The following is a 14,359-nucleotide window of genomic DNA, read 5'->3' on the forward strand; positions in this document are numbered from 1 at the left end:
CAGGATCGTTTCAACTCATCGCAACATGTGGACGGCATCGCAGAAATCGGCGATCGTCTCGGACTGCCTCACGTCTTTGGCCAGACGGTCGAGCGTCCCGTCCTTTTCAGCGTCGAGCAGAAGATCGCCAAGTCGATGGAGAGTAGGCCTGCGCTCCCTTTGGCGGATCATCGTGTCCGCGACGATCGCCACACAGGCGTCCAAGCTGTGGGGGAAGACGCCGTTGAGTTCCTCGGCGCGCGTGGAAGCCTCTTTGTAAGTCGCGAAGAGTTCCAGCTCCAAGGCGAAGGAGTAACCCGGTTCGCCAAGAACCGCTATGCCGACGGCGAACTGATCGTCACGGCTGATCGGCGAATGAATGGCGACGTAGCAAAAGATTTTGCCTCGGAAGCGGGCTTGCGCAGCTGTCGAGTCGATCATCTCACTGGCTCCGATGTTCTTCGGTTGTCGGCGTTTCCGACATCATGGTCGGGCGGGTCTCGACGGCATCGGATTTCCGAGCCAAGCATCGAACTCGGCCTTCTGGCGGGTCCGCCTTTGTCGGGCGACTTCGGGCAGCTCGCGGGTCGTACATCGGCGAGCCGGTCCGCCGCGGCCTCGAGGGAGGCCATGTTGAGATAGCAGTGGAGATTGGCGGCCAGACGGGCGTTCTTTTTCGAGCGGCGCAGGATCACCGTCGCGACTTCGTCCCCGTCATAGTTTTCGAAGCAATTGTCGAAACCACGGGTCGGACGTCGTCCGTAAGCGATGACCTGAGCGGCGTAATTGACGCGACCGCGGAAATTCTCCGGATCGTTGAGGCGTGACATAGGGCCTCTCCCTCGTTGGAGGACCTCGTGATGTGGCGAAAAAGGAGAAGCCCGGCGGGACCGGGCTTCGGGCGATGGTGCAGGGAAACGTCGCGTTTGCCGCAGAGGTCAGATCCGCTGATCGTTCGATGACTGGTTGATCATGTCCTCGAGCCAGTCGGTAGCAGTGCGTATTGCCCGGTCGATGCAGTCGCGTTTCCCGTCGCCTGCCGATCGTGCAGCCTCAAGAGCGTTGCGGGCCGCGGCCGGGATCGCGAGGATCGCGTTCATCACCTCATGAGCGGCATCCTTCGAGACGAAGTCGCCGATCACGGAGGTGGTGTTCCGGTCCACCCCATAGAGGGACCAGAATGCACGGAACTCTCGCCTTGCCTGCGGTGACCTGGCAAGTTCAGCTTCGAACTCGTCCTCGTCGCGGTAGGACGTCACCTGGCGATTACGCTCGATGCAGGGTCTCACCTCGTAGTATTCGAAGGCCAGCGTTTCGCGCATCGTGGGGAAGAGCTGGTCACGGAACGATGGTGAGTCACCCGCAGGCGGTTTCGCGACGTGATTTGACGTCGCGCTGAGATCGGCACCGCAGTCAGCGCCGACGTCGTCGCCATGGTTCCGGTGGTTCGAGGGGCAGGTTTCTGGCGTGTGCACGAGTCGCGGGTTGGGTGCGGGTTGATCGCCAGAGAGATAGTCGACGGATATCGGACCTCGCTGACAATGATCGGCGATCAGGTTGGCGGCGGAGCTCCAGACGACGATGTGCGAAACGCCGGGCTGCTCACCGAAACCCGACTGGGCGAGATCCGCGGCAACAAAGTGATGGTCGACCGGCCCGGGCTCGGGCGTATAGCTGTCTTCATCGATGATGAAGGCGGCAAAGAAGGCTTTTCTGGCCACAGTGTTTTCCTTTTGAGATGAGATCGCGCCCTATCGTGCTCGTCGAATGGGCATCGATCGGCTTGACGTCGCGATGAGTGCGGGGACAGGTGCGGGCAAGCCGCAAGCAGCGATTCGCCATGAGTTCTGATCGGTGGAGCTAGTCTAGCCGATCAGAATGGTACGGAGAGGAGGGGTCTCGACCGATCGCACACGATCGACAACGAAGACCTCGTCCTCATTCGCCTCGAACAGCATCAGGATGCGGTCGCCGACCGCGACACACTCGTTGATCCAGTGGCGATCGGTATCGCGGTATTTTGCGGCGCGCTCCGGCGGCACGTAAACTATGGCAAAATGGAACAGGGTCTCGCCGGTCGGCGCGGCATAGAAATAATCCTTCACCTCGGTGACAACGCCGCCGGTGCTATACGAGGTCGAGACCGTATCCCCGGGTCGCACCAGATCGGCAACGGTCGGGGAGCCCGGCGGCGGCCGCCGGTACTCGCGCCTATCCGGAACGCGTCGGTCAGCGGTGTAGGTTGAGTGCCCCTTCCCAGCTCGCCTCACCCGTCGGTGGCAACGGTTTACGATGGTTCCGCATCGTTGCCCCGTCCTTTCCTAGGCCGCGCGCGAACGTCGGGCATGCGGCTGTCAATCTCTTCGTCGGTCAGATCGTCCAGAAGCTTGAGGGTGGTGCCCTGCCCGGCGACGTAGGTAAGGATGGCCCGCTTTCCATGATGCTCTGGCGGCCACGCATCGGGGTTGGTCTCGCCGGCGATGCCTTTGAAGTCGGCGTGTGTCGCTAACCAGATCGCCTCGAGCTTTTCCTCGCGCGTCATGCTGTCGAGCGCGCCCGTCTCATGGGCGATGATCGCTGCGCGCATCGCGTCGGGACTGCGTTTGTCGGAGAGGTCGCAGAAACCGTGGAACCAGCGCTCGCGCCCGCGGATCCTGATCGTGAAGAAGACGCTGGTGATATTGCCGGCCTTGTATTCGGACATGCCGAACATGCCAGTTCGCTGGAACAGCGGCGGCAGAAGTCCAAGCATGAAATGGTATTCGCTGGTCGAGATCTCGAACCATTCCGACGCGTATGGCACGCCGGACAGGGGATCGCCACCGAGCGTATCGCTGTGGCGATTGAAGAGCGCAAACATCTGCTCACGCGTTGCGACGCCCTCGAACACCTTTCGGAACGGAGGATGGATAGACATGGCATGTCTCCGGAAGGGCCGAGCCTTCCGCCGTGCGGTGGCGCGGCGGAAGACGGTCGGCTGATGAGGTGATTGGTGGCTGATCAGGCGGCGCGGCGATCAGCGGAATCTGCATCGGCGCGCCCGACACCGGTAATGGCGCGGACGGCCGCGGCAAGCGCCGGAATGTCGTCGAGCATGCTCAGCGCGACGAAGTGGTTGGCCCCGCCGGTATAGTTCTTGCGCCCCTTGCAGGTGCGGATCAGGATGCCATGACCAGACGACATTCCGAACTGCCCGACCTGGATGTAAACGGCGGTGTGGTGCAAGGTCACTTCGCCGGAAACGGCGACGCCGGCCTTATTTGAACGAACGTCATAGCTGCCCGGCGGCAGGGCAAGTTCTGCGGCGAGCTTCTTTAGCCGTGAGCGCGCCGTCGTGTGAAAACGTCTTTTCTGCTGCTCGTCATAGGCGCAGCTTCTGGTCCAGTCGAACATGTCGATCTCCATGAAACGGAACAGGCCCGGCGATCGCTTCCGCGACCCCGAGCCTGTCGATGGTTGGTTTGTGAGGTTTGAGAGTCAGGCGGCGGAGCGGCCCTCGATGATGTCGGCGCCGACCTCGTCGGCGGAGACCTCTTCGAGATAGGCGCGGCTGTACGGATTGTTGGCAAGCCAGCGCTCGGCCGCCTCGCGGTCCCTGGCAAGATGCAACAATTCCGGGCTGTCGCCGAGATCCTTCAGGACGCGGATCATGCCGATCGAAGGACGTTCGACGATCTGGAAATGCAGGTCGCTCTCGACAGAGTACGTCCGCCGAACAGAGACGACGACAGTCCCGCCTTCCCCGAAATCGCCCTCATGCAAATTAAAGTACGCTGGCGAGCTATAAGTCGCACGCGACCGCGGCGGCTCCTTCTTCACCAGGCGGCCGGTGCCGTTGCGGCCTTCCCACGCAGAGAGCTTCTTTCTGAAGCGAGAAGGCGGTTTGGGCGTTGAGTCAAAGTATCGGATGACGCTCCCCAACGGCGCGTTATCGTAAACGAGATGAGCGGACATACGGATCTCCATCCATGTCGAAAATGAAAGGGCCCGGCGGTGATGCCGGGCCCCGTGCGAAGCGGGAGGGCAGATTACTCGGCGGCCTCGAGGCGGTCCGTGTCCCCTTCGGCCACGGAAGGTTCCTCCGACGCTGGGTCGGCGAGGAAGGCGGGCAGCTCGGCGGCATCACCGTCGAGAGCTGCTTCGTCCGTCATATCCTCGGATAGAGTCTCACCCGAGTTGACCGACGTGTCGTCACCAGCAAGTCGCAGCGGCTCGGCCAGCCAGTTCGATCCTTCGAGAAGACGGGCGGCCTCGCGGGCCATCAGGTCCTTCTTCATGTGGTCGATCAGCTGCGCAGAGTCCTCGCCGCGGGCCTCGCGCACTGACTGGACGATCCGGGCCTTGGTGACCCGGCCGAGATAGTTGTCGACGGTCGGTTCCCAGCCGGCCGTAACCATGTCGAAGCCGAGCGTGGCGGCAAGCGCATCGGCATGGGCAAGCGCGCCCGGACGCTTGTTCCAGGGCTCGACGACGGCGTTGAGCGAGAGGGAGACGCAGTGCGCGAACAGCGCCTTGCCGCTCGCTTCGTCCAGACCGAGCAGGAAGTCCCACAGCTTTTCGCTATCCGGCATGTCCCGATCCCATGCCTCGTGACGCTCGGCGATCTCTTTTGCCCAGGCGGTTTCGGCGAGCCCCTGGACCTGGCCGAAGCTGTTGCTGGTCAGGCTGATCTCGAGGCAGCTGTCCTTGGCGAATCGGTAGAACACCTGCAGCACGAGAACATGGAGGACCGTGACGAAGGCGATGTCGACGTCACTCGCCAGCGCGTTACGCAGCGCCAGCGTCTTCTGCGCGGTCAGATCGAAGACCAGCCGTTCGGGCAGCGGCTTGATGCCTTCTTCCTCGGGCTCCTCGGCCGCCTCGTCGCACTGCGACGCGTCGCGATCTCCGGCGTCAGCCGCCTCGTCATCGTCCACTTCTTCCCGGGGCTCGTCACCGGGACGGACAAAGCCGGCTTCGACCTGCAGCTGGCCGTTGGCGCCGAGCGTAAGGAACGCACCGGCGATGGCTTTCTGCACCGGATCATAAACTTGGGGACGGTCGCCAAAACCGTCGAGTTCGGTCCCGAGCTGATCGAGTCTGTCCTCAATTTCCTGGTCGGCGTCCTCCATCTCGGCATATTTGGCGTCGAGGGCGTCGTACTCAGCCTTCACCGCATCGTAGCGTGCGATCTCCTCACCGCTCATCTCCGCGGGTTCGGCATAGACCCGCCGCATGCCGGAGGTGTGGCCGTACGGGAAGCTGATCGCCGCTTCGACCCACTTCCAGCCGTCGACGCGGATGGTTTCGGCGTCGAGCTTGAGCTTGTCGAAGACCAGTTGCTCAAGAAGGGCCGCATCCTGGAACCATCCACCGGAATCCTGCTCGAACAGGTCGCGCAGGATGACACCGCCAGCGGCTTCATAGGCCTCGGCGCCGACATAGACCGCGCGGCGATCGTCGGCACGAACCGTCGTTTCCGTCAGCAGGCGCCGGATGTAGTACGGCTCGTGCATGTGCGGGTTGCCGGCGATGCGCTCCCAGACCTGCTCCTGTCGGGCGTGGTCGTTGGAGATCGAGAACGCCATGATCTGCTCAAGGCGGATTACGTCCTTCTCATAGAGTTCGAGCAGCTTTGGCGAGACGGAGGCCAGCCTCAGCCGCTGCTTGACCGTCGCTGACGACACGAAGAAGCGGGCGGCTATTTCCTCGACATCGAGCCCCTGCTCCTTCAGCGCCTTGAATGCGCGAAACTGGTCGAGCGGATGCAGGTTCTCGCGATGCACGTTCTCGGCCAGCGAGTCCTCTTCCGCCGAGGTCGTTCCACTGCGGTTGACGATACAGGGGATCGGCTCGTTCTTCGCCAGGCGCTTCTGTTTGACCAGGATGCCGAGCGCGAGATAGCGGCGGCCGCCGGCAGGCACTTCGTAGGTCCCGGTCTCCTCGCCATCTGCATCGAGGACGGGACGGACGTTCAGGCTCTGAAGGAGCTTGCGCCGGCCGATGTCGTCGGCAAGCTGCTCGATGGTGATGCCGTCCTTTACGCGGCGAACATTTTGCTGCGACAGGACAAGCTTGTCATAGGAGATGTTCTCCGATGGGTTCATCGCAATCTTCTGAATGGCGCTTTTTGCCATGGTCAAGGTCTCCATGACGGGCGGCCCAGGGTCTCTCCCCGAACCTCCAAACCCGTCAGGAACCCTCCCTCCGCCCTCTGCCTCTTGCGGCCGCCGCGCCGGCGAAGGCCGGCGGGATCAACGCGGTTCGGCGACATCCACGCGTCCCGCTTTGCGCAGCGCCTCGAGCATGCGGGCATGATCCATAAGGATGTGGATGAGCGCCTGGCGATCGACGGTGACCGTTCTGCTGGTGCTTCGCGTGCGATCGTGTCGCCCGTGCAGGGTCTCGAACTCTTCCATTGTGGTATAGAGCTGGAGAATGGGACGACCGCTCATGGCGGAGGTCTCCGATTGGCCGGCGTGGGCATGGTCTCGACGCCGGGGATGTTCGAGACCTCCGCGCCGGCGGCTGCGTATCGGGCCGCGACGACGTGCAGCGGCGCATAGGACAGGCCATGCCAGGGAGCTGGCTCAGGCTCCCGGCCGACGGCAACCAGCGATCCTGCCAGTGTGAGGTGCGCGACGACATCGAACGCCACGCACCGGCTGTCGATCACCGGCAAGCCGGCGGCGATACATTGGGCCTGAATTGCCTCCCAGCCATAGCCGGCGAGCATCGCGCCATCGCCATAGTGGAGCGTGAACCCGCCGCGGCCGATGGAGAGATGGCCGCCTTGTGTCGCCAGCGCGGCGTAGATGTCGGCGGGATAGTCTGAAGTGGATCGCATGATGGAATCTCCGTGAGGGCTGGCGGGAGGGTTTGCCGCCTTGAAAGACGTCACGACGAAGGCCATCCCCTCGATCGAAGGGATGGCTGGAAACCAAGAGCGCGCTGACCTGTGCGATGATTCCGTCATCTACAGGGGCGTGAAAACGGGTCGCCCGGCATTGACCCGGTACTTTCTGCGCAGCGCTTCTATCGCTGCATCCTGACGCTCGATTTTGCGCCGTAGCCGGTCCAGATCGGCCGCGGCACTGTCGGTCAGCCGATCCAGGATGCGCAGATAGGTTTGTTCGTCCTTGCCGGACCAGTTGCACATGCGGCGGTTGTAGCGACGTATTTTCGGGTGGGAGTCGATGGTTTCCGTCTCCGCGCGGTCGCGCAAAGAACGTTCGAGCTCGCAGAGATTGTGTCGCGTTTCGTGCAGCCTGACTTCCATCCGGGTCAATATCGTGCACGCTTCCGGATGGCTCATCATGACGCCGCCTCCCCCTTCGTTGGTACGATGGTTTCGACGCGCCGCACGACGACCGGGCGGGTGTCGGCGTCCTGGGCGAGGCGGCGGATCAGCTCAAGCTCGGTATCCGAGCAGTCACCACGCACCTCGAGATCAATCCAGTGGCCGGCACGGCCGACATGGGAGTCGCGCAATCGATGGCCGGACGAGGTATAGTAGCTTTCGTGCGGGTCGTTGAGCCGCACACGGGTGCGCAGGAAAAGGATGCCCGAACCGAGATTGCCGCAGAACAGGAACTCGTCCGCGCGCGTAGTCTTCGGGCCACCGCCGATTTTTCGATGACCGATCTGGCGAAAGGCTTCGTCGAACTTTTTGGGGTTCGGCGTCGTGCGGGCGGTAAGCTTGCCGTCGAAGATCCAGGGCGGCCGATGTGGATCGACGCCGCCGACGGCAATCTGATGCAACAGCTCGAGCAGATAGGCAGGATCCGCCGGATATGAGCAACCCCGCCAAAGCTTTCGGACGGTGCTGCGAAGATCGTCGGGTAGCGCGAACAGCCGGACACGGGCTTCGCGCCATCGTCCAGCGCGGAGGGTTCGCTGCTCGCGTTCGCGCTCGTCCCACCAGACATGGCGGCGGGCCATTTCTTCGTCGACGCCATGTTGCCCCGCGGCAATCATCTCCGCGAAAAGCGGCAGCGCCTCGCGTTCGAGGCGCTGCTTGCGCTTGAAGGCGGCGCGTTTGCGGGACGTGTCGCGATAGGGCTCGGGTTTTGGCCAGGGACGGAAGCGCATCAGGTCCCCTTCCCGCGTCTTGCCCGGGCGGCGTTCGAAAGGATTCGGATGGCCGCGATGATGTTGCCCGTCTCATGGGCGGCTTTGGCATAGGCGGAGATTGGGAACGCGCCGGTGAAGAAGACGTCGCGTTCGATATGCATGCCGAATGGCAGCTCAAGCGTGGCAAGCTCTTCGATGCTAAACGTTCCGAGCTTCGGAAAGCAAGGTCGGCGAGACCGAAGCAAGTATCGTTGTCCGCGTCGAGCTGGGTTGCGAGCCAGGTACCGATGCCGACCGGATTGAAGAACTTGACCACAGGGACATGGTCGAGGCCACCCTGGCGACCATTGGCTAGAAGCTGTTCCCGCAGCTCTGATGTCAGCAAGGGCATGGGAGTTTGGAGAGTTTCGTTCATCGGCTTGCTCCGCGACGGGCGGCCGCAAATCTTCTGCGACCTTCTGACCCGTCACGACGAAAGGCGCCGTCCTCCTGCCTGGGAGGAGCGGCGCCTTCGAGTGGCGATCGGCAGAACCGGCGGTACGACGTAGGGGATCGCCGATGACGGCGGGATCAGTTGGCGAGGTCGAACAGCTTCTTCGCCTTGCCTTCCAGTTCGAGCCGTACGTCCTGATGCTGCTTGTCGCGCGCAACACGCGTGATGCCCTGCACAAAGTCGAACACCGATGTCGGCGGATGGCCCTCGTCGGTCAGCACGGCGTCGATGATCTTCGTGGCTTCGCCCTTGGAGAAGCCGCGCTTGCGCAGGAATGTCGTACGATCGTCGTCGTTACGGGCGACGACGCGTTCGCGCGCTGCCTTGATGCCGTTGACGAAGGGCATGGGGGAGGATTCGGCAAACTGGATCAGCGCCGGCTCGGCTTCGAGCGCGAAGCGGGAGGCGGCATATTTGGAGTGCCGGATGGTGATTTCCTGGAAATCCTCGACACCCCACAGATTCCTGTTGCAACAGACGGCACGTAGGTAAAAGCTTGCAATTCCTAGTGTTTTTGAGCCGACCTCGCTGTTCCAGGCGTAGAATCCACGGAAGTAGAGATCGGGTTCGCCGTTCGGCAGGCGACCGGCTTCGATCGGATTCAGATCGTCGACCAGGAAGACGAAAATGTCACGGTCCGACGCATAGAGCGTCGTCGTGTCCTTCGAGATGTCGACGTTGGGATTGTAGATACTGGTCGACCAGTCTAGAACGCCGGGCACTTTCCAGCGTGTGTCGCCGGTGCCGTTGCCGGCGATCTTCTGGACGGCGTCGACCAGTTCTGAGTCGAATATTCTGCCGTAGTCCGGGCCTGTTACCGCTCGAAGCTCCAAGCGGCCGTTCTCGATCTCAAGCGTCTTGACCTGTTCGGCGCGATGCGTGGAAAGGCCATACTGCAGATTGATGCCGGCGAGCGCGGCTGGCAGCTGACGCAGATAGGTCGCAGGCGCACCGACCAGGCTAGCGAGCTGACCGAAACTCCAGTGCGTCGGTGCGACCGGAGCGTGGGCATCGGGCAGCATGAGCGTCAACCGTTCGGGATTGTCGCGAGACGCTTCGACCCGGATGGCCTCGCTCTCGACGATGCGCGTCTTGCTGCGTTCGGACCGGCGCTTCACCGCATTGTTGAGGTCGGTGAGCGACAGGAAGCGCTCGTCGTCCGGCCGATTGAACCATTCCGACGACACGCGACCGATGCGCTGGCCGCGGCTGACATCGACCTTGTAGCCGTTGGACACGCTGCGCGCCGGCGCCTGGATTTCCATATGGGTCATGATCGTTCTCCGTGACGGGCGCCGGGAGCCTCTCTCCTGGCCTCGGCCCGCCACCGCATCCCGGCCTCCCCTCTGCCTCTGCCTGCGCCAGTCAGCGCGCGAAGCGCGCGGCCATGCGGGGCAGCGTGCCTTCCATCAGGTCGTGCGCAGAGGCCACAGGACGGCCACGGTGGAGAAGCGTTGGGTTCACCCGCAGTCGCGAGGGTTGCATCGCCCATGAAAGCGTGAATCAATGAAGACAGGGGATGCGGCGGCGTCCGGAGCGATGGAGGCGATGCGACGATTCAAACTTGCCGAACAGGTGATCGAAGAGACGGCGCCGGACCTTCAGATCGCGTTAGCGGATGCTTACCGTAAGCGCATTCGACCGCGCTGCATGTGCAAAGAAGGCGGCCTTACGATGTATATTGCTCAGGTTGGAGAGCACTACATCGTCAAGCGTATGCCGATGTCGGGTGGCGGGCACGATCCAGCTTGTCCATCTTACGAGCCGCCTGACGAGTTGTCGGGTCTCGGCGTGCTGATGGGCAGCGCGATCCAGGTCGATTCGGAGAGCGGAATGTCAGCGCTGAAAGTCGCCTTCAGTCTGACGAAAATCGGCACTCGGGCTGCGCCGGGAGCGGGCACGGATGCGACTGACACCATCGCCGGCGACGCAAAGAAGCTCTCGTTGCGCAGCTTGCTCTACTATCTTTGGCACCAGGCCGAGCTGACAGCGTGGACCTCGCGATGGGCTGGCAAGCGTCACTGGTGGAATATTCGCTGGCACCTGATCGAGGCCGCCGGCCAGATGATGGTGAAGGGTGGACCGCTCAGCGAGATGCTCTTCGTGCCTGAACCGTTTCGAGCAGTCGACAAGGCCGCGATCGAGCAGCGCCGGACCGCGGCCCTGATACCCGCACTCCCGCCCAAGGCCGGACCGCGCAAATTGATGATACTGGTGGGTGAGGCAAAGGAGTTTGCTCCGACACGTAGCGGTCATCGGCTGATTGTGAAGCATCTGCCGGACTTTCCTCTCCTCCTCGATGAAGGCCTGTATGGGCGTCTGCGGAGACGCTTTGAAGCTGAACTGGAATTGTGGAATGCCGACGAGGCTTCTCACCTGATGGCGATCGCGACGTTCGGGTTGACGCCGGCCGGCCTTGCGGTCGTTGAGGACGTGGCGCTGATGGTGGTCGCAGAAAACTGGGTGCCTTACGATTCCGCGTACGAAAAGAGGCTGGTCGATGCATTGGCCCGGCTTCGTGACCGCAGCGTCAAAGGTTTACGGTACAATTTGTCGGCAGAAACGCCAACCGCGTCTGCAATGCTGCAGCGTCAATCCCAGCCGATCGCACTTTATGTTGTTCCGCCTTCAGCGGACGACGCTTATGAAGAGGCGCTGGAAGAGTTGATCGCGTCGCGGCCGGAAATTGGCGCGTGGATCTGGCGCGCGGCGGAGAAAGAGATGCCTCCCTTGCCCTTTCGATGAGCTTTTGATGCTGGGTGGTGCCTCAGTTGGAATCTCGGCTGTGGTCGAGATGTGCAACCAAGTCGATCTCGGCATCCCTGAAGCCGAATTTCTTCATCATGGCGCGATGCTCGGCTGAGCCAAGGTAGACCAGCAATGCTTCGTCGATGGCCTGCCTGAAAGCTTCATCGGTTTTGCGAAAGGCGAAGGAACCGAATGCTGGTTCCTTCTCATTGGGCGGCACGGCTACAACCTCCAACTGAAGGTCGGAATTTCGTTCGAGGAATCCGCTATGCGCCCTGGCAACGCTTGCATAGGCATGGGCTTCACCGGCCGCTACAGCTGAAGCGGCCTCGGTATAGGTCTCGAGTACCAGGATGCGATCCTTCGGGACACCGAGATCAACCGCAAAGCGGTGCTGTATCTGGTCGCGTATGACAGCGAGTTTGCAGCCGTCAGTCCTGGCAACCGACCTGTACCCGGTCAGCGTCAGGGGTTTCCCTTCCGCACAAGCAGCCCATCGGGCAGCGCCCAGATCGGCCTGCTGAAGGCCGCTATCCACCGGCGCTCCTCGGTCGCAAAAAGGCCGGTTGTCATCTGCCAACGGCCTTCGCTGAGCGCTGGAAGGAGATGCGCGAATTCGGTTTCGACCATCTCGACGTCATGAAGGCCGACCATCCCAAGAACCGTTCGCGCCAAGGCGACGTCGCAGCCAGTGACGGTTCCGTCAGCATCACGGTAATTGAAAGGAGGTTCGATCAGGTAAGCGAACTTGGTCATTTCCAGGACTTAGCATGAACCGGCCTCAATCGCCTGCAGCTTCGTGGTGGTCGGCGATCTCACTTTTCGCGGTGCGGTATGGAATTGTGCATTGCAATATCCGCGGCGGCGGGTATCATCCCGCTATCGGCCATCTACTCCTCCCAGATGCGATGCCGATGCTGGATATGGTGCACCTCCTCCCGGCAGCGGGCTTTTTCATGATGGTGCTGCTCGGCGTCTAGTCCAGGCGAATGGATCGAACCTCCATGCCCTTCTTGCCTTGAGCGGACTGGAAAACCACCCGCTGTCCCTCTTCGAGCACGCTGAGCCCCGACCGCGTCAACGCGGTGGCGTGGACGAAAACATCCTTGTCACCGTTGTCGGGAGATATGAAGCCGAACCCCTTTTCGGAATTGTACCATTTGACCGAGCCCTCGATCTCCAACTGCACGTCGCTCCCATCCGTTCTATCGTCGCGCTGGCGCACAGAAGCAGGTGCTGTCGGGCTATGGTCGCCGATGTCGAGGACTTTGACGACCTGCCGCCCGCGTGGCGCCTCTTCCACCGTGACCTTCAGCTGAGTCCATCAGGAAGGTCTGTGCGGCCAGCCGCTTCGAGGACCCGAATATGCAGGTATGTCTCGGCGCCATCCCGCAGTTTGACAAACCCAAAACCCTTGGCGGCGTTGAACCAGAGTACCTCGGCGTCGAAAACATCTGGAGCAGCGCTTGGTGGCTCTTGAAAGTAGCCAGGCTCGGGAGGCGGCTCGAAAAAGACATCCTCCGCAGCATTACCACGACGTTTTCCGCGTCGCTCGCGATGGTCTCTGTACTTGCCCATGACGTCCTGGCCCAGATCGAGAGCGCATACCACCTCCCGAAAGATAATCTCCGTCGAGCGACGCAACGGTGTCAAATGACGATTTGCTCACAAAACGATGGTCTCGGTGACAATGTCAGGCGCACGGCCGGCAGCGAGCTGATGGTCGAAACATCGGGAAAATGCCACGTTACCCCGCCTTCTTCTCTGGCGCTGACGAGTATGCCTTGAAGGCCGCCATCAGCATGGGTCCAACGGAAAACTGCCCTGCCCTCGCCTTCTCGGTCAACGCCCGCAGGTATCCTCCCGCCGAGTTGATGTGCTGGGCCCGCTGCAGAATGCAGGCGACGACGATGGCCGCGGTTTCCGGCCCCATGACGTGGCAGGCATCCTCGTAGGCCGACGGCGACACGCCGAGATATCCCCTCACCTGGGCGGCGGTCGCCATCAAATCGCGCCAGTTTCCGATCCCGGCGGTGGCGTAATCCACAATATCGGGGCAAGCTTTCAGCACTAGGCCGAGGTGATACGTTTTTGGCGGCTCCTGCGGTTCTCGTCTGGGCTCGGCCGATCCCCTGGCTTTCTCGAAAGCTGGTTCAAATTCAAAATGGGATTCGGGATTTGAATCAGATTGCTGCGGCTCATTTTGAGACTCATTGGCGCTCGGATTCGTAACATTCATGAAGTCTTTCAATGCGATATCGACTTCATCACGGATCTGATCGAGCTCCGCAGCGAACGGCTCGAGTTCGACGACGCTCGCTTTTCTCGGGAGGTGATCCACCACGAGCCTGAAGCGTCTCCAGAGGGCCTGCCAGGCGCCCGGTGCGCCCTCTTCGACCGCCGCATCGATCAGCTTGGCGATGTCGCGCCTCTGCAGAGTGATGCGCTCGCGCATGAGCTTTAGTGCACGGTTGTCCGCACGCACGCGCTCGGCCGCCTGGTGGAACTCTTCGGCACGGGCGAGCAAGGGGGCCAGGGAGAAGCCGAAGGCATCCTCCAACTCCCCTCCCCTCCCCTTTCGAGCATACCTTTTGCCGTTCGGGCTGTCCCTGCGCAGGATGATGCCGCAATCGAGCAGCGCCGCGAGATGCCGGCGTAGAGTGGCGTTTGCCATCCCGTGCGACCGCAGCGACAGCTGCTTGTTCGATGGGAAGACGATCAGCCCATTCTCTTCGGACAGCTCATCATCCGGATGAAACGACAGCAATCCGGCCAGGACGGCCAGCGAACGGTCGCCGACGCCTATGATGCTCTTGCCTTCGCAGAGATCGCGATAGACCTGCCACTTGCCGGCGGCCTTCCCATCCGGAATCTCTTTGGCTTCGATCTGCCCTGCCATAAGGGCAAGCGACATCGGTCGACTCCCGAAGGGAGTCGTTGCAATTTCCCTCTCCATTTCCTTCACCTTCAATCAGGCAAAAGAAATCCGCTCGCCAAAACGACGCCAAGACTCTTGACAGTGATTCGCGGAAATGTGATTCTCAGGCTGCTAAACGTTGAGAAGGGCTTCCGCGAGAGATCGTTCGG

The 14,359-nt window shown here is 61.8% G+C and carries 19 protein-coding genes and 1 pseudogene; 3 read left to right on the top strand and 17 right to left on the bottom strand.

Annotated features, from left to right (window positions below; all coding sequences use genetic code 11):
* Positions 1-15 precede the first annotated feature (15 nt).
* The 13 genes and pseudogenes from B9Z03_RS00585 to B9Z03_RS00650 form a co-directional block, all read right to left on the bottom strand.
* Positions 16-420 (bottom strand): hypothetical protein, encoded by a 405-nt coding sequence (locus B9Z03_RS00585; protein WP_085462456.1) that lies wholly within the window; start codon positions 418-420, stop codon positions 16-18.
* Between the two features lie 497 nt (positions 421-917).
* Entirely contained in the window at positions 918-1,700 is a 783-nt protein-coding gene (locus B9Z03_RS00595) for a hypothetical protein (protein WP_085462458.1), read from the bottom strand.
* A 144-nt stretch (positions 1,701-1,844) separates the two neighbouring features.
* Positions 1,845-2,141 (bottom strand): hypothetical protein, encoded by a 297-nt coding sequence (locus B9Z03_RS00600; RefSeq protein WP_139832110.1) that lies wholly within the window; start codon positions 2,139-2,141, stop codon positions 1,845-1,847.
* Positions 2,142-2,266: 125 nt separating this feature from the next.
* A complete protein-coding gene (locus B9Z03_RS00605; protein ID WP_085462460.1) occupies positions 2,267-2,896 on the bottom strand; it encodes a DUF1419 domain-containing protein in 630 nt (209 codons plus the stop codon).
* 83 nt (positions 2,897-2,979) lie between these two features.
* Entirely contained in the window at positions 2,980-3,372 is a 393-nt protein-coding gene (locus tag B9Z03_RS00610; RefSeq protein ID WP_085462520.1) for a hypothetical protein, read from the bottom strand.
* A gap of 84 nt (positions 3,373-3,456) precedes the next feature.
* Positions 3,457-3,933, bottom strand: a complete 477-nt coding sequence (locus B9Z03_RS00615) for a hypothetical protein (protein ID WP_085462461.1) — start codon at positions 3,931-3,933, stop codon at positions 3,457-3,459.
* A 74-nt stretch (positions 3,934-4,007) separates the two neighbouring features.
* On the bottom strand, positions 4,008-6,095 hold the full coding sequence (locus tag B9Z03_RS00620; RefSeq protein WP_085462521.1) for a ParB/RepB/Spo0J family partition protein: 2,088 nt from the start codon (positions 6,093-6,095) through the stop codon (positions 4,008-4,010).
* A gap of 117 nt (positions 6,096-6,212) precedes the next feature.
* Entirely contained in the window at positions 6,213-6,413 is a 201-nt protein-coding gene (locus B9Z03_RS00625) for a hypothetical protein (protein WP_085462462.1), read from the bottom strand.
* Positions 6,410-6,805 (bottom strand): hypothetical protein, encoded by a 396-nt coding sequence (locus B9Z03_RS00630; protein ID WP_085462463.1) that lies wholly within the window; start codon positions 6,803-6,805, stop codon positions 6,410-6,412. Before B9Z03_RS00630 ends, B9Z03_RS00625 begins: the two co-directional genes overlap by 4 nt.
* A 129-nt stretch (positions 6,806-6,934) precedes the next feature.
* Complete coding sequence (locus B9Z03_RS00635) at positions 6,935-7,276, bottom strand: hypothetical protein (RefSeq protein ID WP_085462464.1); 342 nt, start codon at positions 7,274-7,276, stop codon at positions 6,935-6,937.
* Positions 7,273-8,049, bottom strand: a complete 777-nt coding sequence (locus tag B9Z03_RS00640; RefSeq protein WP_085462465.1) for a hypothetical protein — start codon at positions 8,047-8,049, stop codon at positions 7,273-7,275. The genes B9Z03_RS00635 and B9Z03_RS00640 overlap by 4 nt, the downstream gene beginning before the upstream one ends.
* Positions 8,049-8,422, bottom strand: a pseudogene (locus B9Z03_RS00645) (DUF2958 domain-containing protein). The gene B9Z03_RS00640 and the pseudogene B9Z03_RS00645 overlap by 1 nt, the downstream one beginning before the upstream one ends.
* Before the next feature lie 179 nt (positions 8,423-8,601).
* Complete coding sequence (locus B9Z03_RS00650; protein WP_085462466.1) at positions 8,602-9,798, bottom strand: DUF932 domain-containing protein; 1,197 nt, start codon at positions 9,796-9,798, stop codon at positions 8,602-8,604.
* A gap of 274 nt (positions 9,799-10,072) precedes the next feature.
* On the opposite strand from B9Z03_RS00650, the gene B9Z03_RS00655 reads away from it, so the two are divergent.
* On the top strand, positions 10,073-11,269 hold the full coding sequence (locus tag B9Z03_RS00655) for a DUF1173 domain-containing protein (protein ID WP_085462522.1): 1,197 nt from the start codon (positions 10,073-10,075) through the stop codon (positions 11,267-11,269).
* A gap of 22 nt (positions 11,270-11,291) precedes the next feature.
* Here the strand turns inward: B9Z03_RS00655 and B9Z03_RS00660 are convergent, their stop codons facing one another.
* Both B9Z03_RS00660 and B9Z03_RS30455 read right to left on the bottom strand, forming a co-directional pair.
* Positions 11,292-11,810, bottom strand: a complete 519-nt coding sequence (locus B9Z03_RS00660) for a type 2 periplasmic-binding domain-containing protein (protein ID WP_348528987.1) — start codon at positions 11,808-11,810, stop codon at positions 11,292-11,294.
* The gene (locus B9Z03_RS30455) at positions 11,738-12,028 is read right to left on the bottom strand and encodes a transporter substrate-binding domain-containing protein (RefSeq protein WP_348528988.1); all 291 of its coding nucleotides are present in this window, start codon (positions 12,026-12,028) and stop codon (positions 11,738-11,740) included. Before B9Z03_RS30455 ends, B9Z03_RS00660 begins: the two co-directional genes overlap by 73 nt.
* A gap of 14 nt (positions 12,029-12,042) precedes the next feature.
* On the opposite strand from B9Z03_RS30455, the gene B9Z03_RS29665 reads away from it, so the two are divergent.
* Positions 12,043-12,252, top strand: coding sequence for a hypothetical protein (locus tag B9Z03_RS29665; protein WP_085462467.1), 210 nt, complete (start codon positions 12,043-12,045; stop codon positions 12,250-12,252).
* Here the strand turns inward: B9Z03_RS29665 and B9Z03_RS30360 are convergent.
* Positions 12,249-12,575 (bottom strand): cold-shock protein, encoded by a 327-nt coding sequence (locus tag B9Z03_RS30360; RefSeq protein WP_280174830.1) that lies wholly within the window; start codon positions 12,573-12,575, stop codon positions 12,249-12,251. The genes B9Z03_RS29665 and B9Z03_RS30360 overlap by 4 nt on opposite strands.
* Before the next feature lie 62 nt (positions 12,576-12,637).
* On the opposite strand from B9Z03_RS30360, the gene B9Z03_RS30065 reads away from it, so the two are divergent.
* On the top strand, positions 12,638-13,060 hold the full coding sequence (locus B9Z03_RS30065) for a hypothetical protein (protein WP_085462468.1): 423 nt from the start codon (positions 12,638-12,640) through the stop codon (positions 13,058-13,060).
* On the opposite strand, the gene repC is transcribed toward B9Z03_RS30065, so the two are convergent.
* Positions 13,020-14,228, bottom strand: a complete 1,209-nt coding sequence (repC, locus tag B9Z03_RS00680; RefSeq protein ID WP_085462469.1) for a plasmid replication protein RepC — start codon at positions 14,226-14,228, stop codon at positions 13,020-13,022. The genes B9Z03_RS30065 and repC overlap by 41 nt on opposite strands.
* Positions 14,229-14,359 lie beyond the last annotated feature (131 nt).

Origin of the sequence: Mesorhizobium australicum, assembly GCF_900177325.1 — a bacterium.
Lineage (GTDB): Bacteria > Pseudomonadota > Alphaproteobacteria > Rhizobiales > Rhizobiaceae > Mesorhizobium_A > Mesorhizobium_A australicum_A.